We start from the raw sequence: 18,971 nt of genomic DNA on the forward strand, positions 1-18,971 counted from the left end.
GCGCCGGACGCGTAACCCGGTACGGCCGCTGTGGCTTTGGCTGACATCGGCCGCGATATCGTTGTGCTTCACCGCCATCACGGTGCACACGTGGATCGATGCCGCCGATCAAAACACACCGATAACCTCCCGAGGCGTCACCGTCCAGAATGCGGCCGCCGCGAATCGCGTGATAGCGAAGCGTTTCGCCGCCCACCGGCCCGTATATCTCATCCCCACCGGCGTCCTGCTGCACTCGATCGAATTCGTCAACTCCAACAACGTCAAGGTCACCGGTCATATCTGGCAGCGGATCCCACCCAGCCTGCCCGACGAGGTCGCGCGCGGCGTCATGCTGCCCGAGGCCGACGACACCCATCCGCTCAAACCGGCCTTCGACTTCACCGAGGGCGCGGACCACATCATCGGCTGGTCCTTCACCGCGACGCTGCGCCAGCAATTCGACTACCGCGACTATCCCCTCGACCACCAGGACGTCTGGCTGCGCATGCGTCCCGACGATCTCGCGCATCCGGTGCAATTGATCCCCGACTTCAAGGCGTATCCGGCGTGGAACCCGACCGCCATGCACGGCTTGGACCCGGGACTCCTGTTCGGCGAATGGCAGCCCCACTACACGACTTTCAGCCTCGAACACCTCGAATACGGACTGAGCGACCAGCTCGCCATGCAGGCCGACGAACTCTATTTCAATGTCGGCGTCTCCCGCGGCCTGCTCGGGCCCACCATCGGCCGGATCGTCCCGGTCGTGCTGCTGGCGATACTGATGTTCCTGTCGCTGTTCGTCATCACCACCGACCCCGATCGCCGCCTCGTCTCCGGATTCACCGCCTTCGCCATCATCGGCTTCGCCGTCACCACCGTGCTCGTCGTCGCCGTCAACGACAACGGCGCCAGGACCGAAACCGGTTCCGCCGGAATCGCTTACATCGAATTCTGGTACTTCACCCTCTATCTGATGACGCTGCTCGTCGCGGTCAACGCCACCCTGCTCGTCGCGGGGGCACTGCGCCGGTTGATCGCCTGGCGGGAGAACCTGCTGCCCAAACTCCTGTTCTGGCCGCTGTTCACCGGCGTCATGCTCGCCGCCACCATCGGCTGCCTCGGCATCTAGGGATTGGTTAGCCTGGCCGAGTGCAAGCAGATACCGCATGGGATTTCGCGAGGCCGGCCGATATCGCGCCGGGCGGTGGCGCCGCGATGATCGGATATCGCGATAGCCGGGGCGGCGGAATGGATATACGGGTGGGCGGGATTCCGGCGGTCACCATGCTGATCGGGTTCGGGGACGAGGATCTGGTGGTCGAGAATGCCGCGGGTCGGCAGGCGGTCACCGGGTTCGTGACGGGGTATTCCAGCGGCGGTATGCGGATCAGCAGTGCACGGGCCGAATGCGTCGAGGTGCGGTTGTCACCGCCGCGGGCCCATTCGCTGCTCGGTATCGACCCCGCCGAATTGGGTAGTGCGGTAGTCGAATTGACGGATCTGTGGGGCGAGCGGGCGGTGCGGCTGCGGGAACGGCTCGGCGAAACCACGTTGTGGGAGGAGCGTTTCGCGCTGACGCGGGCGTTCCTGGCCGAATGCGCCGAGCCCGCGCGGCTGCCGGATCCGGAGGTGGTCGCCAGCTGGCGGCGCATCCTCGTCAGCCACGGCCGGGTCCGGGTCGGCGAACTCGCCGAATCCTGCGGATGGAGCCGAAAACGACTGTGGGCCAGGTTCGAATCCCAGCTGGGCCTGACCCCGAAGCGCGCCGCCATGCTGGTCCGTTTCCGGTACGCGGTCGACGGCCTGCTGACCGGCCTGCCCGCCGCCGAGGTCGCCGCGGCCTGCGGCTACACCGATCAGCCGCATCTGTGCCGCGACATGTCGAACTTCGCGAACCTCACCCCGGGTGCGCTGGCGGCCCAACCTCGTACCGAGGTCATGCGGTACCGAAACCGCGCGTGGGGAACATTTTTCCAATACCGGGGGCGACTGGTCGATCGATAGTTGTGCGCACGGTTCGGTGCACCTGGCCCGAATCCATCGATGACGAGAGGACCCATGTCGTGAACAACCCGCTCGATCCCGCCGAGCTGAAAGCCGCGCTGGAGCACGTCCACCGTGCGGGAATGCCCGGAATATTCGCCGAAGTGCGTGCGGGCGATCAGATCTGGCGCGACGCCGCCGGTGTCGCCGATATCGTCACCGGCCGCCCGGTCACCGCCGATATGCGCCACCGCGTCGGCAGCATCACCAAAACCTTCACCGCCGCAGCGGTTTTGCGGCAGGTCGACAGCGGGGAAATCGGGCTCGATACGCCGATCGGGCACTACCTGCCACGGCTGGTTCCCGGCGAACGCGGCGCGGCGATCACGGTGCGGATGCTGATCAACCACACCAGCGGCCTGCCCGACTACCTCCAATATGCCTACCCGTCCTTCAAAGGGTTTCCCGCGGCTGCCGATACGCGACCCGACAGCATGGAAGCCAACCGGTTCACCAGATTTCAGCGGACCGACCTGATCGAAATGGGAGTCGCCGCACCGGCCGCCGGTGCGCCCGGCGCTACGCCCGGGGTGTACTCCAACACGAATTACCTTCTCCTGTGCGAACTTCTGGAGCGAGTAACCGGTACAACGGCGGAAAAATACATCACCCAGGACGTCATCGAGCGCGCAGGACTCCGGGACACCGAACTTCCGGACGGACCATACGTGAACGGCCCGCACTCACTGCTGTACGAGTCGTGGTTCGGCATGATCGAACCCCCCTGCGATTTCAGCGTTTTCGACATGTCCTTCGTCGGCCCCTCGGCCTCCCTGATCTCGACCGTCGCCGACCTCAACCGCTTCTTCGCCCTGCTGCTCGGCGGCGAAATAATCAGCAGGTCGTCCTTGGCGCAGATGCAGTGCACCGTGCCGGTCATATCCTTCGAACAGAAATTGATCGAATACGGCCTCGGCCTGCACAAGGTCGAGGTACCCGGCCACGGCACCTTCTGGGGACACGACGGCTCGGTCTGGGGTGGCGGCGCGATCTCCATGACCCGCGCCGACGGCCACCGGCAAGCGTCCGTCGCGGTGAATATGCAGCGCTGGAATCGCCTCGACCCCAACGGAACACCCCAACCACACCCCATCGACGAACCGCTTGCGGCGCTACGCCAGTTGGTGATGTGCGGGTAGGGATGTCCGGATCGCGGATGGCGCTCAGCTCATCAGCTTCTCGAGCTGCGCCAATGCCGTTTCGAATTCGGCGCCCACCGCGGATTCGATGGCGTCGATGGGCACCTGTTCCAGGACCGGCCCGTCGAGCTCCAGCTCGAATGTCACCGCGCACCGGCTCTCGTCGACCGCATCGACCCGCGTGACGAACACCATCGACAGACCGTGCTGACCGACCGCGGCCAGCCGGATCGCCTGCGGCGGCGTCCAGTCGGTGACCGTCCATTCGATGGTGTGGGTCGAACCGAACACCGTCACCTGTTCGAGGATGCCGCGACCGCGCGACACGGGGGCAGGCGGCTCCCGCAGCCACCGGTCGTGCCAGGGCACCCATTCCGCGTTCCGGGCCGGATCGGAGACCACCGTCCAGACCTCGTCCCGGGACGCCGGTATTTCACCGGCGGTCCTGCTGATCGATTTCATCCGACGACATCCGTTTTCGCTAGACACCATTCGCAGAACGCATCTTTACACGCCGTGCCGGTCATGTCACCCAGTGCAGAACCTGCGAACTCGCTGTGTGCGCAACAAAGGCTCGGCGGCGACCCGCCGATATTCGCTTTCTGGATTCATCGACCCTGGCCGGCCGGAATTCACCCCGGCGTACGCGTCGCGCGAACTGGACGTACGTCCTGATCATCGTCGTCGCGGGGCCGATGCCGAATATGAATTGGCCGCAATAGTTATTGGAATGGATCTAGACCGCGTCGAAGGTGATCTCGATGCCGATCGTCGCCGGCCGATTGCCGGTCACGATATCGCGGAGCAGCTTTTTGGACGGCCGGAAATACGACGGCCACGGCCAGCGCACGGCCAGCCAGCCCCACATCCCGTACTTGTGCGCCAACATCTTTCGCACGCGATCGGTACCCGCCTCGTCGAGCAGTTCGGCACGGCCGCGGCGCGGCACACCGTGGGCGGCGCCGCGAAATGTGCAGGGCTGCACGGTTACCGCCGGATCGCGCCGGATGCGCCGGACCTTGAACGAATCCGTCTCGGTCCACAGATACAGCCGACCCGCATCTTCGACCGCCCACAACGGCGACCCCCACCGCCGTTCCATCCCGCCGGTACGTCGTCAACAGCACATAGTGCGATCGCGAAATCTCCTCGGACACAGCGGCAACGCTACCGACCACGCGCCGATGCCGAGCCGTCCCATGGCGTGCGCCGCGCCAGCAGGTCGGGGAATTCGGTTTGCAGTACGCAGAATTCGTTGTCCCAGGGATCGCGCAGCACCCAGAAGTCGTAACCGCGTTCCCGCTGGTGATCCCATCTGGATGCGCCGAGCGCCTCGAGGCGACGCACCTCGGCCTCGACATCGTCGGTTTCGATATCGATATGGACCCGTTCCTTCGATGCCTTGGCGTCGGCGGTCGCCTGCAGCAATATCCGGATCTCGGAGTCGGGCAGCCGCAGCTGCCGATAGACGCGGTGGCTGTCCGGGCGCAGGCTTTCCTCGGTCGCGCCGAGGGCACGTCCCCAGAACACGGCCGCCCGATCCAGGTCGGATACGTCGATCACGATGTGGCACAGTCGACTTCGATGGCTCACGACTCGACTGTAGCCGACGATCGATCCGGTCGACCGGACCAGCGGTTATAGCCGGACGGCTCGGTTCCGCCGCGGCTGCGGCAAGCTCAAGCGAATGTAAATTTCGCCTCGTCGCGCACTGCCCATCATCTATCGGTGCCACGATGAGCACGAGGCGAATCCGTTGTGCCTCATCGGAGTTAGTCAGGAAGTAGACATGGGTGACTACGACAACCTGTGGAAGAATGTGGCACAGGCCGGGCGCGACGGAACGGTGAAGGTGAGCAAGGATGTGGCCAACGAGGCCGCGAACTTCGCCGCCGACGCGGCCTACTGGGTATCGGTCGCCAAGGATTTCACCTATCTCTTGAAAGACCATCAGGGCTTCAGCGACAACGGATTTCTGCAATCGGCGCTGAGCCTCGCGGACCGCTTCAATATCGAGGGCGGGCGGCTGGGCGACATTCTCGACAAGCATATGAAGCTGTTGCAGGACATGGTCGACGCGTTCTACACCGCGGGCAATCTGTACGACAGCACCGACCACGACTCGGCGGCGAATTTCGACAAGCTGCAGCACGAGGCCACCGCGCGGGCATACGACACCGGCGGCTCGATCCCGTTGGACGGCGCGGTGAAGCCGCCGCAATTCAACAATCAGAAGCTGGATGGCCTGCCGTCCTACGACGACAAGAATCTGATTTCCGATCTGGCCATTCAGAGCCAAGGTAAATACCGGATCGACAAGCTGGCGGCCATCAGTTCGAGCAAAGATGGCCACTACACCGATCCCATCCGGGTCGAGGACCCGTACAACAAGGATACGGAGTGGTTCTATCACGCGGGTCTCGGCATGAACCCGCAGAAGATCGCGGACAAGAGCACCGTCTGGTCGTGGGTCGGCGACAACATCAGTTCGGCCTTCGGCAATCTCACCGACCGCCTCGCGCGGATGGAAGTGAACAAGGAGTGGACCGGCGACGGGATCCAGGGCGCGATCAACGCGGCCAAGATCTACAACGCGCAGGCCAACGCGCTCGCCGACGACGTGACGGCCATCGGGCACGGCCTGTGGCTGTGTTCGGGATGGTTGGACAACACCAAGTCGTGGATGCCGGGGAACTGGGATCCGGCGTGGCGCGGCACCGAAATGGACCAGTCACCGACGTCCCAATTCGCCTTCACCAATTGGTATCAGCCCGGAATCAACCAGTCGGGCACCGCGATTCCGAAGCTGCCGGATCCGACGGTGGCGCCCGCGGATCTCACCACGGCCGGTCCAGGACCCGGACCCGGGCCGTTCGCCGGACCAGGACCCGGCCCGGGTCCTGGCACCGTGCATTTGGGTCCCGGGCCCGGAATCGATCCAACCGCAATGCATCTGGGACCAGGACCGGGAATCGACCCAGCCGCACGACATCTGGGACCCGGAATCGACCCAGCCGCACTTCATACCGGCCCGGGTGGACCGGGAAGGCTCCCCGGCGGCCTGCCCGCGGGTCCCGGTTCACTGCCGCCGATCCGGTACAACGGCCCCACCAACATCGGGCCGGATCCCACCGCACATGCCGGTCCGGGCGGACACCTGCCCACGCTCCCGATGGGGCCGGGTCTGAATTCCGGTGCGCTGCATACGGGTCCGGGACCGGGTATCGATCCGGCCGCGCTACGCACCTACAACGGACCGTCCAACCCCAAGTTGCTCGACGCACCGGGCGGGCAGAGCGCCCGGGATCTGCAAGCCATGCAGGACGCCGAAAATAAAGCGCAGCAACAGGAATTGGCCCGCGAACAGGCCTGGGCGACGCAGCAGGCCGCCGCACAGCAGGCCGCCGACAAACAGGCCCAGGCCCGCGCGGACGAGGAACGCGCACAGCAGCAGGCCGCCGATCTGCAACGCCAGTCCAACCAGTCGGCCCAGCAGGGCATGCAAGGCATGGACCAGGCCGTGCAGCAAGCGACCCAGGGCCTGTCCGCCGCACAGCAGGCGCTCGCCAACGGCCTCCGGGATCAGGCGAAAAACCTTGCGGCGGGCCTACCTTCGGCCAATGCCGCGGACCTGAAGAACCTCGCGTCCGGACCGGGGATCAAAGCGGGTCCGGGACCGGGCCCCGGATCCGCCGCGCCGCTGTCGCGCGAGGCTTTGCAGGCGTCGAAATTGTTTCCGCGCGCGTCGATTACACCGGGTTCGGTGGTCGGCCGGGCCGGAGTGCCCGCCGTCAGCGGGCTGGCGGGCACGCCCGGCGCCGCGGGCGCGCCCGGCAGCGCCGCCAAGAGCGCGGGCCAGGAGAAGGAACACAAGCGGCCCCACTATCTCGAATCCACCGAATATCTGGTCGAGGCATTCGGCGAAGCGCCCATCGTCACCAAAGACGTTATCCAGGACGAGGATTGAGTTCGTTGCGGACCGCGTGGAAATTCTCCGATATGGAATTCTTCGTGCTGTGGGAGGATCAGCGCGCCGGATTTCTGCCCAAGCCGTTGACCTTCGCCAGCCGCACCGAATGGTTCGACGAACTGCTGGAGGACAAGGCCAAGGCCCGCGACGCGCTGTACGCCCGCGACGACCCGGAGATAAAGACCGTACTCGCCGCACTGCAGCGACCGGAACTGCGGATCGAGCTCAACGCCTGGGACGATCGCGACCGGGTGCGGGCCGATGCGCGCATCCGGCTCTACGGCGTCCGGCTCGACTACCGGTGCTATCTGGTCACCCAGCTGCCGGGCGAAACTTACCGGCACAGCAGCGGTTTCGTGATCAGCGAGGGTGATGCGCACGAGTTGGCCGCCGCGGTGGTCGCCGCACTGCCCGACTGTCCGCCGGGGCGCGATGCCGAGGTGGTGCTGTCCACCATGGACACCGCCGGGGAGATCGACTATCGGTTCGGCCGCTCACAGGTGCGCGCCTCCTTCGACGACACGGTGCGGGAACGCTCGAAACGATTTCTGAGCACCCCGGCCGAACGGCTCGGAACCATCGAAATCATCCAGGCCCATTCGCTTTTCGGTCCGCGCGGGATGACAAGGCACCGGCTGGAGCTGCGTGACCTCGAGGGCGATGGCCGCTACCTCGTCGAGGGGGAACATCCGCCGATCGCCGTCGCCGCGGACCGCAAGCGGATGGTCGCCATGATCGACAGCAGGATCGAGGAGGTGATGGCGGTCATCGACGATGAGCGACGATGACCCGCTACACCGCCTCGAGGATGCCGCGCCGCATGACGCCGACCAGATCCAACTCCCGATTCAGCAGCACGAGATCGGCCCACAGCCCCGGGCGCAGCTGACCGACCTCGGTCAGGCCCAATGCCGTGGCCGGTGTCGCCGCCGTCATCCGGACGGCCGCGACGAGCGCCGCGTCCGGATCGGGTCCGGCGGTGCGCGCGGCGGCACGGAAGAGTTGATGCATGGTCGCGGTGCTGCCCGCGATGGTCGACGTCCCGGTGACGTGCGCGACGCCGCATGCCACCGTCACCTCGACCGGGCCGAGCCGGTACTCCCCGTCGGCGGCGCCCGCCGCGGCCATGGCATCGGTGACCAGGGCGATCCGCTCGGCACCGATGCTGCGCACCAGATGTGGCGGCAGCGACGGATGCAGGTGCACGCCGTCGGCGATGAGTTCGACCGTCACACCGGGATTTTCGAGCAGCGCGAGGGTCGGTCCCGGTTCCCGGTGGCCGAGCGGGCGCATCGCGTTGAACAGATGGGTGCCGACGCTGGCGCCCGCGCCGATCGCGGCCCGCGTCTGCTCGTAGGTCGCATCCGTATGCCCCACGGCGACAACGACATTCGCGGCCACCAGCCGTTCGATCGCCGCCAGCGCGCCGGGCAGTTCCGGTGCGATCGTCACCATCCGGATCGCGCCGCGGCCCGCCCGCAGCAACGCATCGATCTCCGCGAGGTCCGGATCGCGCAGCTGCCGTTGCGCGTGCGCGCCGCGCCGGGCCGGGTTCAGCCACGGACCTTCCAGATGGATTCCGGCGATGGTGCCCGCGTCCACCTCGTCGGCGAGTCGCGCTACCGCACCGAGCAATTCGTCCGGGGCGGCGGTCACCAGGCTGGCCATGGTTGTCGTGGTGCCGTGCCGCAGATGGAATCGGGCCGTGGCGCGGATGTCCGCGACGGTGCCCGCCGAATAGGACGCGCCGCCACCCCCGTGCACGTGCATATCGACGAAGCCGGGCACGACAATGCCATCGGGCAGCTCGATATCCGCTGCGCGGGAAGGTGTTCCGGCACCACACGCGTGGATCCTGTTGTCCACCACCTCGATCCAGCCGGGTCGGCAGATCCGGCCGTCGAGCACCGCGGTGCCCGCGCTGATCAGCGTCACAGCGTCTCGGTCACCTTCTTCAGCCCGCGCGGCCGGTCCGGGTCGCCGCCGCGGGCGATCGCCAGGTGCAGCGCGAGCTGTTGCAGCGGAAGGATTTCCAGCAGCGGCGAAAGCGGTTCGGGCACACCGGTCGGCAGCACGACCCCGCCCGCCAGCTCGGATACCGCATCGGCCGCGCCGACGCCGAACACATCGGCGCGCAATTCCGCGAGCCGGGCGAGCACCGGCCGCATCGCCGTGCCGCCCGCGCCCTCCGGCACGATCGCCAGCACCGGCACCGAGGGGTCGACGGTGGCGAGCGGCCCGTGCAACAGGTCGGCGCCGGAAAACGCCTGTGCCGAAAGGTAGGACGTCTCCATCAGTTTCAGCGCGGCCTCCCGAGCGGTCGGGTACGAGTAACCGCGCGCCGAGGTGATCAGGCGCTGGGCGAACCGGTAGCGCTCGGCGGCCGCGGCCAGACCCGCTCCGGACTCGAGCACCCGGGTGCCGAGCGCGGGCAGCCGATCAGTATCGGCGCCGTCGCGACCGCGCGCGTAGTCGAGCAGCAGATACAGCGCGAGCAGCTGCGCGGTGTACGACTTGGTCGCCGCCACCGCGCGTTCCGGGCCCGCCAGGATGTCGACGTGGATTTCGGCGGCGGCCGCGAGCGGGGATGCGGGATTGTTGGTGAGGGCGACGGTGAGCGCGCCCTGACGCCGCGCGACCTCGACCGATTGCACCAGGTCGGGCGATCCGCCGGACTGGCTCACCGCGATGAACAGCACGTCGCGCAGATCGGGCGCGGAACCGTAGATGGTCATGGTGGACGGGGAGACGAGCCCGGCGGGCAGGGCGTGCTGGATTTCCACCAGATATTTGCCGTACAGCGCCGCGTGGTCGCTGGTGCCTCGGGCCACGAACAAGACGAAACGCGGCTGATATTCGGCGATCCGGGCGGCGGCCTGCCGGATGGCGTCGGTGCCCTCACTGAGCAGCCGCTGCCAGGCCGCGGGCTGTTCGGAGATTTCGGCCGCCATGAGCGCGCCGGGCTGGTCCTGGTCGGGCCCGCCCGTCACCCGACCACCGCCCCTCATCGAATCGCTACGCGATGCTGTATTCATTTCACTCCTTGATGTGGTTGGCAAGTTTCGAGCAGGCCTCGCGCCAGCCGCAGTGCGCCGTGCACCGGGTCGGCATCGAGTACCCGCATATCGTCGATACCCCGCTCGGCCAGCGTGCGACGCAGTTCGCGTTGCAGCAGCGGTTCGTTCACCGCGAGTCCGCCCGCGGCGATCACCGGTCCGGCGCAGCGCAGCCGCCCGGTGACGGTGCCGACGAGATCTGCGAGGTCGGTGACCGCCCTGGCGGCGATCGCCCGGCCCACCGGATCACCGGCCGCCGCCAGCTCGAATACCACGTGCGCGCGCCGAGCCCAGTATCTGCGGTCGGAGTTGTTGTAGAAGTGTTCGAGCAGTTGTTCGGTCGAGCGCAGCCCGCATTCGGCGGCCATCGCCAGCCCGAGCCGGTCCGCGGGTTCGCCGCGGTCGATTCGGGCCAGCGCGGCGCGCACCGCCTCGCGGGCCACCCAGTAGCCGCTGCCCTGATCGCCCAGCTGATAACCCCAGCCGCCCGCGCGTGCCGTGCGCCCGGCGTACCTGCCCCAGGCGACCGAGCCGGTTCCCGAGATGAGTACGACGCCCTCGTCCACCCCGGCGGCGGCGAGCACCAGCTCGCTGTCGTGCACCACCTGAATTTCCGCGTGCGGCAACCGTTCTGACAGCAGCTCCCGCAACCGGTCGCGCATCTCCGGGGTATCCGCGCCGGCGGCCCCCGCGCACACCGCCCGAATGTCGTGCCCGCCAACGGCTTCCAGGATCACGTCGAGCTGGCGACCCGCCTCGGCCCGGCCGACCGAGGCGATATTGGCGCTGCCCGCCCGCGCCCGCGCGATGACGATCCCGGCCTCGGCCAGCACCGCCATCGTTTTCGAGCCGCCGATATCCAGGCCGAGAACGGCGTTCATCGCCGCACCTTCGCACCCGGCCAGCGCGCGCCGTTCTCCCAATACTCCTGGATCTCCTCCAGTCTGCGGCCCCTGGTTTCCGGCGCCAGCCGGTACACGAAGCCGAACCCGCACACCGCGAGCGCCCCGAATACCGCGAATGTGCCTGCGCCGCCTAGAGATTCGAGCATGGTCAGGAAGAAGCCCGCGACGATGGCATTGGCGACGAGATCGGTGGTGAGCATCGCGCTCGAACCCATCGACCGCAGCCGCGCCGGAAAGCTCTCGCCCGCATAGACCCACACCAGCGAACCGAAGCCGAAGGTGAAGCCGACGGTGAACAGCAGCACCCCGCCGAAGCCGAGAACCGTGAGCACACCGCCGAATTCGGATCCGGCCGTGAAGACCGCGATCAGCATGACGTTCGCCGCGATCATCATCGCGATGCCGGACAACAGGATCGGCCGCCGACCGACCCGATCCACCAGCAGCAGCGCGACGAGCACCGCGGCCAGCGCCGCGACCTGCACCAGCGCCGGCAAGACGAGCAGTGCGAAATAGCCGTGGAAACCCATTGCCTCGAACAGTCGCGGACTGTAGTAGACGATGGCGTTGATACCGGTGATCTGGATGAAGAAGCCGAGCCCGACGACGAACACGGTCGCCCGCAGGTAGGGGCGCCGCAGCATTTCGCGCAGGGCGCCACGGGATTCCTCGGACAGGCCGCGCTGGATTTCGGCGAGTTCGGTTTCGATATCCGCGCTCGGATCCACCCGCCGCAGCACCCGGCGCGCCTGTTCGATCCGGCCCTTCATCACATACCAGCGCGCGGTGTCGGGCAATCCGATCAACAGCGCGGTGGTGAATACCGCCGGAATCGCCGCGAGACCGAGCATCCAGCGCCAACTGTGCGATCCGGCCAGCAGGTAGGCCGCCAGATATCCGATGACGATGCCGATCACCGTCGCCATCTGATAGGCGACGAGCAGCGCGCCGCGCACCCGCACCGGCGCGGCCTCCGCCACAAAGACCGGAACCACCACCACCGAGATACCGATCGTGATCCCGAGCGCCAGCCTGGCGGCCACCAGCATGGGCAGCGCGGTCGAGAACGCGGACAGCAGCGCGAACGCCCCGTAGGTCGCGGCGACCAGAACCATGGATCGCTTACGGCCGATCCGGTCGGCGAGCATGCCGCCGCCGATCGCGCCCGCGATCTCCCCGATCACCACGGCGGTGGTCAGCAGCTCCTGCTGATGGGTGGTCAGGCCGAATTCGTCGGTGATGAACAGCAGCGCACCCGCGATATTGGACAGGTCGTAGCCGTAGATCACCCCGACGCTGGCGGCTGCTACCCCGACCAGCACGCCAAGCCGGGGCGATGCCCGCAGCTCGTCAACGAACCGCATATCTTCGCCTCTCACCGTTGATCAGGGGAAGGAATTGGTGTACACCAATTTGTCGGACACGAGATTGGCATACACCAATTCGACCGTCAAGCGGAGGGTTGAGCGGTAGGTTCTACGCATGGGTAACGACACCGGGGCCGCCCTGCGATCCACGCAGCCCCAGCCCCGCTATTACGACACCAAACTGGCCCTGCGCGAGCTCATCGGCACGATGCGGTCGTCGAGCCCGCTCCCGCCGGAACGCGCACTCGCCGAACAACTCGGCACGTCACGGACCACGCTGCGCAAAGCGCTCGCCGAACTCGCCGCCGAGGGGGTACTGCGCCGGGTGCAGGGCAGCGGCACCTTCGTCGCGCCGCCGAAGGTGGTGCACATCCGGCAGCTGACCTCGCTCACCGACGATCTGCAGGCCCGCGGCCAGCAGATCGGTTCCCAGATCCTGTCGCTGACGCGGGTGCCCGCCGACGAGACCGTCGCCGAACAACTCGCCATCGCCCCCGGCCGCCGCGTGCACCGCCTGGAGCGCCTGCGCTCGGTCGCGGATGAACCACTGGTCTTCGAAATCGCGTATCTCGCCGACCGATTGCCGAAGCTGGAACGGCATCTCGCCGAGAAGGGTTCGCTCTACGCCACTTTGCGCGAGTGCTACGGGATCGAGGTGGCCGCCGTGGAGGACACCGTCGAAACCGCGCTCACCACACCCACCGAGGCGAATCTGCTGCACGTCGCGACCGGATCGCCGATTCTGCTCGTCCACCGGCGCGCCTGCGATCCGGCCGGACGCCCGATCGAATGGACCCGTTCGGCATTCCGCGGCGACCGATTCCGGTTCGTCGCCCGCGCATAACCTTGTGCGCCATCAGGCGTTTCGTGGTCTGATCAGGCCGGATTCATAGGCGAGCACCACGGCTTGGGCGCGGCTGCTGAGCTGAAGTTTCGTCATCGCGCGGTACAGGTGGGTTTTGACGGTGCCGTCGCTGACGCTGAGGTGGCTGGCGATCTCGGTATTCGATATGCCGGTGCCGACCAGCCGGAGCACCTCGATCTCCCGGGTGGTCAGCGCGGCCAGATCCGGATGCGGTTGCCTGCGCAGGCCGGTCCGGTTCGCGAACTCCTCGATCAGCCGCCGGGTGACGGTCGGCGCGAGCAGGATGTCGCCCGCGGCGACGGCGTGGATCGCGGCCAGAACCTGTTCTGGCGACGCGTCTTTCAGCAGAAATCCGGACGCGCCCGCACGCAGCGCGGTGTAGACGTATTCATCGAGATCGTATGTGGTCAAGATGAGTATCTGCGGCCGATAGGTGGTCGCCGCGGCGAGAATGCGTTCGGTGGCGGTGATGCCGTCGGTGCCGGGCATGCGGATATCCATCAGGACCACATCGGGTCGATGGGCCGCCGCCATGGCGATCGCCTCGTCACCGGTGGCCGCCTCGCCCGCCACGTCGAGTTGTGGGCTCGAGCGGATCAGCGCGGCCAGACCGCCACGGACGAGTGGCTGGTCGTCAACGACCAATACGCTGGTCACCCGACCGCCCATCGCCCGCGGACCGGGTGGTCCCCTCCGGTCCGCGGGCGACGGTCCCGGCGGACATCGGCAGCGTCAGCACAACTCCAAACCCCTTCTGCACCTGGGTATTTGCTGTGAGTGTACCGCCGTACAGCTTCGCTCGCTCCCGCATGCCGATCAGCCCGTGCCCCTGCGTAGCCGAATTCCCGCCCGGCACAGCGCCGCTGCCGTCGTCGACGATCCGGACCACCACCTCGGACGGGCGGAAATCGACGGTCACGGCGGCGTGCGTGGCGCCCGCGTGTTTGAGCACGTTGGTGAGGGATTCCTGGACGACCCGATAAATGCACAGTTCGGCGCCCGAGGTCAGTTCGCGGACCGCCCCGGTGACGGCGAGGGTGGTCGGCACGCCCGCCGCGGTGATGCCGTCGACGAGCTCACCGAGTCGATCGATGCCGGGCTCCACTTCGAGCAGTTCCGCGTTCGGTGGCTGATCGGGGTCGAGACGAAGCAGGGTCAGCAGCCGCCGCATGTCCGCCATGGCTTTTCCGCTGGCATCGCCGATGGCCTGTAGGGCGGTGTAGGCGGTGCCGGGATCGGTATGGAAGACGTAGCGCGCCAGACCGGCCTGGATCGAGATCGCCGACATGTGGTGTGCCACAACATCGTGCAGTTCCCGTGCGAGCCGGACCCGCTCCTCGACGACCGCGCGACGGGCACGCTCGATTCGGTCCCGCTCCAGCTGCTCGGTCAACGCCGCCAGCCGCTCGTTGCGCTCGTCCAGCACCCGTTTCAGATTCCCCAACACCCACGCGCCCGCGCTGAACATCGGTGCGAGCACCAGGATCAGCCACAGCGCGACCGCCCCGGTGATCATTGCCGCGAAGACCTGGGTGGCGGCGTGCAGTGCCGCCGCCGGGACCGACCTGGTCGACCGGTAGCGCGTGGCGACCGTGTACATCGCCCATAACGACCCCGAACCGTTCAACGCCTCCCAATATCCCGACGCCGCGAACAGCGCCATACCGGCGCAACACACCACCAGTGCCGTGATCGGCGCCCGGCGGCGCAGCATCACCGGCAGATTCGCGACCGCGATGAAGACGGCGCCGAGTGCATCCAGCCGCACCGGCCCCGTCGCATAGTTACTGGCCGCCGCCAGCAACACCGTCGCGGTGATGACGATCGACCCACCGATATCGAGCAGCAATGGCGCCGCAGCCTTCCAACGCCGTCCCGGCGCCGCACCGCTCCACACCGGATCACCATATTCCGCCGCCGGTCGCGCGGTCATCAACCGACGGTGTGCTGCCGCCTACCACCACGGTTGACCCACCCCCCGGACTACCAAACCAGTTACACCGAAAACACCACCTCCGCCGGATGCGGCGCCATCCGGAACCTTTGTAATTTCGCATCAGCGGTGGCGGCGCGGCGGTCCGCGCCCCGAATTGGAGTTCGCGATGGAAATCGAAGACGTGGAACGCCTTGCCACGGAGATAGAAAAGCAACTGGAAGCGGCGCGCAGCCGGGAACATGCGGCCCTGTCGGATATCGAAAGCCGGACCTTCAAGGGGTGGTCCGGTGACGGCCGGGTCACCGCGATCGTCTCCCGTGACGGCCGGATCCTCAGTATCGATCTGCCGCGTGGACTCGGCCAACGTCCACCGGCACGCACTCAGGTCACCCAGTGCGCGCTGGAGGATTCGAGCGAAAGCCTGGGCGCGACCTGCCGAGCAATGGTGGAGGCGATCAACGGCGCACGACGCAACGCGGCCGATGCCGCGCTCGCCGCACTCCGGCCGGAGTTTCCTCAGCTCTTCGATCTGATAGCCGAACTGAAGTCGCCGTCCACGACTCCGGCAAGCTAGCAGGAGAGTCCAGCGATGTCGAATTTCGACAAAATATATGCGCGTGTCCGAGAAATGAACAGGGATTGGAATCTGGCTGTCCAAAGCATTCGTGACGGACATCCTGAGCTGGCGCGTCAACTGCACCGGACCGCGATCCTCGACCCCTATTCAGGCGTCGAGTTCGGAACCGTGACAACCGATGGCCGAGGGATCCTTCGAAGCATCGTTCTCGACCCCGACGCCGTCTTCGACATCTATGAAGCCGACGTCATCAATGCCGTTATCGGCGCCGCCAACGACACATGGGAAAAAGTGCGATCGACGGGTCGATCAGGAGGACACCAATGACCGATGATCCACGCGTCCGCCTGAACGCGCGCGCGATACGGATAGAGGGCATCGCGGTCACCGACTGCTCGGAACACTACCGGGCCGCACACAACTCAATAGGCAGCGCCCATCTGAATTCAGACGATCTCGGAATCCTCGGCCGCGGCCTCATCGACCAGTTCAACCAAGCGTTCGACAACGTGGCGGATAAAATAAAGAAGGCCGAAGACGCAGTCGCTTCGGCCGGTACCGGCCTCGGGAACGTGGCAACAGCTTTCGGGGATATGGATGACGAATCCGCCGGGGAGCTGGAGCGCCTGACACAGGAGGCAGGACACTCGACATGAGCGGCACCAGTATTTCCACAGCTCCACCCTTTCCGGAATCGCAGGCCTCGGTATTGGAAATTGCGGCGAGAGCGGTCGGCGCGCCTGGAATTTTCGAATTGCTGAACCAGGTCCGTGATCTTGTCGGCCATCCCGCGGCGGTTCAGTCAGCAATCAAAAACTGGATAGAAGCGAAAGCGCAGTTGACCCTCGCCGTCGATGGAAGCAGCGGCAGCGATATCCATGTCGGCTTGAACAGCTCACTGTCGAATCTCAAGGCCACTTGGGATGGCGTCGGCTCCCAGGCCGCACAGGACTATGTCGGGCTAATCATATCGTCGACCAATGATACCAAAAAAGTTGTCGACCAAGTGATCTCGCAGCTCGTAGCGGTAGGCGATCGTGTCGTGCGAGCCTATACCGATAGCATCGAGCGGATCAATCAGTTCTCCGATACAATCCTCGATTATTTGGGCGGCTCCCTCGCAGCAGTTCTCAATGTCAACCCAGGTGGCGCCGCGACGACAATCACCAATGAGCTGAAAGGATTCTCCGATGAGACGACCAAAATTCTGACGACGCTTATCAGCGACCTGCAGCAATATGTCGACAATATTACGAATATAAATAGCGCCGCCGCCGGGCTCAACGTTCCTGGACCGATTGCTCCGTCCGCATTGGACTACCATCTCTGGCATCAGCGAACCTAGTGCCTGGTCCAGGTCGACGGCCATCGAACATTCGTCGTGGATATCGCAGCCCTGTCACAGGAGAACCACCAAACCAGTTGCGCGGACCTGGCCAGAGCTCATCGATGGCGCGATATGTGGGGTGTTTGTCGTTGACGCCATCTCCGGGGCCCGGAGATGCTGTAGAGGTGCAGCAGCGGCGGATCGTTTTCGTAGTCTTCGATCGATTCCAGTCGTTGGACCTCGTCGGACCGATGGAGGTCTTCGACGCGGCGAATCAACGTGCGGACCAGAGCTACGATGTGCGCGTCATGGCGGCGCGGGCCGGGCTGGTCGAGGCCAGCAGTGGCCTGGGAATCGTTGCCCCGCACGGGGTTCGGGATCTCCCGCCCGAGCGGATCGATACGGTCGTCGTGGTCGGCGGCTCCGGCGTGTACCAGGCGGTCGACGACACCGACCTCACGCAGTGGCTGCGAGCCGCATGCACCGGCGCCCGGCGCATCGCGTCGGTCTGCAGTGGCGCATTTCTCCTCGCGGCGGCAGGACAGCTCGACGGCTGCCGGGTGACCACCCACTGGTCTCGGGCGCGGCAGCTGGCCGACGAATATCCCAACGTGCTCGTCGATCCCGATCCGATCTTCATCAACAGCGGCAAGGTATGGACCTCGGCGGGCGTAACCGCGGGGATGGACCTCGCCCTGGCGTTGGTCGAGAACGACCTCGGCCACGATGTGGCACATGCGGTGGCGCGTCACCTGGTGCTGTTCCTGCGACGCCCCGGAAACCAGTCCCAGTTCAGTGCGGCGCTGAGCACACCGCCCGCGACCAGCGACCCGATCCGTATGGTCGTGTCCAGAATTCACGCCCGCCCCGGCGACCGGCACCGCCTCGACGATCTCGCCCGCTACGCCGGGCTCAGCACGCGGCATCTGCAACGGCGATTCACCGCCGAGCTGGGTATCGCGCCGGCGGGTTATCTGGAGCGCGTACATCTGGAAGCCGCGCAGCGAGCGCTCACCGAAAGCGACGACCCCCTCGACACCATCGCGCGCCGATGCGGATTCGGCACCGCCGAATCCATGCGCCGAACCTTCCACCGCCACCTGGGCCTCGCCCCGTCCGATTACCGAGACCGGTTCTCTTCCAACGCAACCCGAATCTGACAACCTTGGAGCAGCCATGACCACATACGGACTATTGATCTTCGACAACGCCGAGGAACTCGACATCGTCGGCCCGTGGGAGGTGCTCACCACCTCCGCGGCACAGCGCGGCCACGCCGATACCGCTGTCTTGATAGCCGAACAGCCGCAACCGATCCGCTGCGCGAAGGGGCTGCGGATGATTCCCGATCACACCCTCGACGACCACCCGCCCCTGGATGTGGTCCTGGTCCCCGGCGGCGCCGCGGCCCGGGAAACCTTGCCGCAGAACAAGAACGTCATCGACTGGCTGGTCCAGACCTCGGCCACCGCCGCGTGGACCACCTCGGTGTGCACCGGCACATTCCTGCTCCGCGCGGCCGGACTCACCCACGGTCGGCGCGTCGCCACCCACTGGGCCTACGAAGATCAGCTCGAAGCCCTCGGCGACCACACCGTCGTGCGCGACGCGCGCTACGTGGTCGACGGAAACCTGCTGACCAGCCAGGGCGTCTCCGCGGGCATCGACAGCGCTCTCTGGCTGATCGGAGCCCTGCACGGCCGCGACCACGCCCGCGCGGTCCGCCGCGTCCTCCAATACGAGCCCGCGCCGCCCTACCTCGCCGACGAACCGCTGCCGACACCGGCCCGCTGAGTCGACC

21 protein-coding genes are annotated in these 18,971 nt (G+C 66.4%); 12 read left to right on the plus strand and 9 right to left on the minus strand.

Features of this window, described 5'->3' with window-relative positions:
• Window positions 1-82 precede the first annotated feature (82 nt).
• Genes LGY53_RS24285 through LGY53_RS24295 form a run of 3 tightly spaced genes read left to right on the plus strand, consistent with a single transcriptional unit; the run spans window position 83 to window position 3,167 of the window.
• Window positions 83-1,114 carry a hypothetical protein gene (locus LGY53_RS24285; protein ID WP_225729008.1) on the plus strand — a complete coding sequence of 344 codons (1,032 nt, stop codon included), beginning with the start codon at window positions 83-85 and terminating at the stop codon, window positions 1,112-1,114.
• Window positions 1,115-1,134: 20 nt separating this feature from the next.
• Entirely contained in the window at window positions 1,135-1,989 is an 855-nt protein-coding gene (locus LGY53_RS24290) for an AraC family transcriptional regulator (RefSeq protein ID WP_225729009.1), read from the plus strand.
• 59 nt (window positions 1,990-2,048) lie between these two features.
• Window positions 2,049-3,167 (plus strand): serine hydrolase, encoded by a 1,119-nt coding sequence (locus LGY53_RS24295; protein WP_225729010.1) that lies wholly within the window; start codon window positions 2,049-2,051, stop codon window positions 3,165-3,167.
• Window positions 3,168-3,191: 24 nt separating this feature from the next.
• On the opposite strand, the gene LGY53_RS24300 is transcribed toward LGY53_RS24295, so the two are convergent.
• The 3 genes from LGY53_RS24300 to LGY53_RS24310 all read right to left on the minus strand — a co-directional run bounded on the left by LGY53_RS24300 (window position 3,192) and on the right by LGY53_RS24310 (window position 4,760).
• Window positions 3,192-3,629 (minus strand): SRPBCC family protein, encoded by a 438-nt coding sequence (locus tag LGY53_RS24300; RefSeq protein WP_225729011.1) that lies wholly within the window; start codon window positions 3,627-3,629, stop codon window positions 3,192-3,194.
• Window positions 3,630-3,903: 274 nt separating this feature from the next.
• Complete coding sequence (locus LGY53_RS24305) at window positions 3,904-4,245, minus strand: PPOX class F420-dependent oxidoreductase (RefSeq protein ID WP_255664250.1); 342 nt, start codon at window positions 4,243-4,245, stop codon at window positions 3,904-3,906.
• Window positions 4,246-4,334: 89 nt separating this feature from the next.
• Window positions 4,335-4,760, minus strand: coding sequence for a VOC family protein (locus LGY53_RS24310; protein WP_225729013.1), 426 nt, complete (start codon window positions 4,758-4,760; stop codon window positions 4,335-4,337).
• Between the two features lie 196 nt (window positions 4,761-4,956).
• On the opposite strand from LGY53_RS24310, the gene LGY53_RS24315 reads away from it, so the two are divergent.
• On the plus strand, window positions 4,957-7,134 hold the full coding sequence (locus LGY53_RS24315; RefSeq protein ID WP_225729014.1) for a hypothetical protein: 2,178 nt from the start codon (window positions 4,957-4,959) through the stop codon (window positions 7,132-7,134).
• Window positions 7,131-7,925, plus strand: coding sequence for an ESX secretion-associated protein EspG (locus LGY53_RS24320; RefSeq protein ID WP_225729015.1), 795 nt, complete (start codon window positions 7,131-7,133; stop codon window positions 7,923-7,925). The genes LGY53_RS24315 and LGY53_RS24320 overlap by 4 nt, the downstream gene beginning before the upstream one ends.
• A gap of 4 nt (window positions 7,926-7,929) precedes the next feature.
• Here the strand turns inward: LGY53_RS24320 and nagA are convergent, their stop codons facing one another.
• From nagA to LGY53_RS24340, 4 genes are all read right to left on the minus strand, one after another.
• A complete protein-coding gene (gene nagA, locus LGY53_RS24325; protein ID WP_225729016.1) occupies window positions 7,930-9,072 on the minus strand; it encodes an N-acetylglucosamine-6-phosphate deacetylase in 1,143 nt (380 codons plus the stop codon).
• Window positions 9,069-10,088 carry an SIS domain-containing protein gene (locus LGY53_RS24330; RefSeq protein ID WP_225729131.1) on the minus strand — a complete coding sequence of 340 codons (1,020 nt, stop codon included), beginning with the start codon at window positions 10,086-10,088 and terminating at the stop codon, window positions 9,069-9,071. The genes nagA and LGY53_RS24330 overlap by 4 nt, the downstream gene beginning before the upstream one ends.
• Window positions 10,089-10,168: 80 nt before the next feature.
• Complete coding sequence (locus tag LGY53_RS24335) at window positions 10,169-11,074, minus strand: N-acetylglucosamine kinase (RefSeq protein ID WP_225729017.1); 906 nt, start codon at window positions 11,072-11,074, stop codon at window positions 10,169-10,171.
• A complete protein-coding gene (locus LGY53_RS24340; RefSeq protein ID WP_225729018.1) occupies window positions 11,071-12,462 on the minus strand; it encodes a sugar porter family MFS transporter in 1,392 nt (463 codons plus the stop codon). The genes LGY53_RS24335 and LGY53_RS24340 overlap by 4 nt, the downstream gene beginning before the upstream one ends.
• A gap of 118 nt (window positions 12,463-12,580) precedes the next feature.
• Between LGY53_RS24340 and LGY53_RS24345 the strand changes: the two genes are divergently transcribed.
• Window positions 12,581-13,309 (plus strand): GntR family transcriptional regulator, encoded by a 729-nt coding sequence (locus LGY53_RS24345; RefSeq protein ID WP_225729019.1) that lies wholly within the window; start codon window positions 12,581-12,583, stop codon window positions 13,307-13,309.
• 12 nt (window positions 13,310-13,321) lie between these two features.
• Here LGY53_RS24345 and LGY53_RS24350 read toward each other — a convergent pair whose 3' ends face one another.
• Together LGY53_RS24350 and LGY53_RS24355 are read right to left on the minus strand one after the other, a co-directional pair.
• The gene (locus LGY53_RS24350) at window positions 13,322-13,987 is read right to left on the minus strand and encodes a response regulator transcription factor (RefSeq protein ID WP_225729020.1); all 666 of its coding nucleotides are present in this window, start codon (window positions 13,985-13,987) and stop codon (window positions 13,322-13,324) included.
• Window positions 13,965-15,263, minus strand: coding sequence for a sensor histidine kinase (locus tag LGY53_RS24355; protein ID WP_225729021.1), 1,299 nt, complete (start codon window positions 15,261-15,263; stop codon window positions 13,965-13,967). Before LGY53_RS24355 ends, LGY53_RS24350 begins: the two co-directional genes overlap by 23 nt.
• Window positions 15,264-15,432: 169 nt before the next feature.
• Between LGY53_RS24355 and LGY53_RS24360 the strand changes: the two genes are divergently transcribed.
• The 6 genes from LGY53_RS24360 (at window position 15,433) to LGY53_RS24385 (ending at window position 18,964) form a co-directional block, all read left to right on the plus strand.
• Window positions 15,433-15,840 (plus strand): YbaB/EbfC family nucleoid-associated protein, encoded by a 408-nt coding sequence (locus tag LGY53_RS24360; RefSeq protein ID WP_225729022.1) that lies wholly within the window; start codon window positions 15,433-15,435, stop codon window positions 15,838-15,840.
• A gap of 15 nt (window positions 15,841-15,855) precedes the next feature.
• Window positions 15,856-16,170, plus strand: a complete 315-nt coding sequence (locus LGY53_RS24365; protein ID WP_225729023.1) for a hypothetical protein — start codon at window positions 15,856-15,858, stop codon at window positions 16,168-16,170.
• A complete protein-coding gene (locus tag LGY53_RS24370; RefSeq protein WP_225729024.1) occupies window positions 16,167-16,499 on the plus strand; it encodes a hypothetical protein in 333 nt (110 codons plus the stop codon). The genes LGY53_RS24365 and LGY53_RS24370 overlap by 4 nt, the downstream gene beginning before the upstream one ends.
• Window positions 16,496-17,188 (plus strand): hypothetical protein, encoded by a 693-nt coding sequence (locus LGY53_RS24375; protein WP_225729025.1) that lies wholly within the window; start codon window positions 16,496-16,498, stop codon window positions 17,186-17,188. The genes LGY53_RS24370 and LGY53_RS24375 overlap by 4 nt, the downstream gene beginning before the upstream one ends.
• A gap of 182 nt (window positions 17,189-17,370) precedes the next feature.
• Window positions 17,371-18,330 (plus strand): GlxA family transcriptional regulator, encoded by a 960-nt coding sequence (locus tag LGY53_RS24380; RefSeq protein ID WP_374111232.1) that lies wholly within the window; start codon window positions 17,371-17,373, stop codon window positions 18,328-18,330.
• Between the two features lie 16 nt (window positions 18,331-18,346).
• Entirely contained in the window at window positions 18,347-18,964 is a 618-nt protein-coding gene (locus LGY53_RS24385) for a DJ-1/PfpI family protein (RefSeq protein ID WP_225729027.1), read from the plus strand.
• Window positions 18,965-18,971: the final 7 nt, after the last annotated feature.

Origin of the sequence: Nocardia sp. JCM 34519.1 (assembly GCF_020361265.1) — a bacterium.
Taxonomy (GTDB): Bacteria; Actinomycetota; Actinomycetes; order Mycobacteriales; family Mycobacteriaceae; genus Nocardia; species Nocardia arthritidis_A.

What these genes read in the sequence shown, in the direction of transcription:
- LGY53_RS24345 (WP_225729019.1), top strand. Translation starts at nt 12,581, where the DNA reads ATGGGTAACGACACCGGGGCCGCCCTGCGATCCACGCAGCCCCAGCCC.
- LGY53_RS24375 (WP_225729025.1), top strand. Translation starts at nt 16,496, where the DNA reads ATGAGCGGCACCAGTATTTCCACAGCTCCACCCTTTCCGGAATCGCAG.
- LGY53_RS24300 (WP_225729011.1), bottom strand. Translation starts at nt 3,629, where the DNA reads ATGAAATCGATCAGCAGGACCGCCGGTGAAATACCGGCGTCCCGGGAC.
- LGY53_RS24385 (WP_225729027.1), top strand. Translation starts at nt 18,347, where the DNA reads ATGACCACATACGGACTATTGATCTTCGACAACGCCGAGGAACTCGAC.
- LGY53_RS24355 (WP_225729021.1), bottom strand. Translation starts at nt 15,263, where the DNA reads ATGACCGCGCGACCGGCGGCGGAATATGGTGATCCGGTGTGGAGCGGT.
- LGY53_RS24315 (WP_225729014.1), top strand. Translation starts at nt 4,957, where the DNA reads ATGGGTGACTACGACAACCTGTGGAAGAATGTGGCACAGGCCGGGCGC.
- LGY53_RS24340 (WP_225729018.1), bottom strand. Translation starts at nt 12,462, where the DNA reads ATGCGGTTCGTTGACGAGCTGCGGGCATCGCCCCGGCTTGGCGTGCTG.
- LGY53_RS24370 (WP_225729024.1), top strand. Translation starts at nt 16,167, where the DNA reads ATGACCGATGATCCACGCGTCCGCCTGAACGCGCGCGCGATACGGATA.
- LGY53_RS24360 (WP_225729022.1), top strand. Translation starts at nt 15,433, where the DNA reads ATGGAAATCGAAGACGTGGAACGCCTTGCCACGGAGATAGAAAAGCAA.
- LGY53_RS24335 (WP_225729017.1), bottom strand. Translation starts at nt 11,074, where the DNA reads ATGAACGCCGTTCTCGGCCTGGATATCGGCGGCTCGAAAACGATGGCG.
- LGY53_RS24365 (WP_225729023.1), top strand. Translation starts at nt 15,856, where the DNA reads ATGTCGAATTTCGACAAAATATATGCGCGTGTCCGAGAAATGAACAGG.
- LGY53_RS24330 (WP_225729131.1), bottom strand. Translation starts at nt 10,088, where the DNA reads ATGGCGGCCGAAATCTCCGAACAGCCCGCGGCCTGGCAGCGGCTGCTC.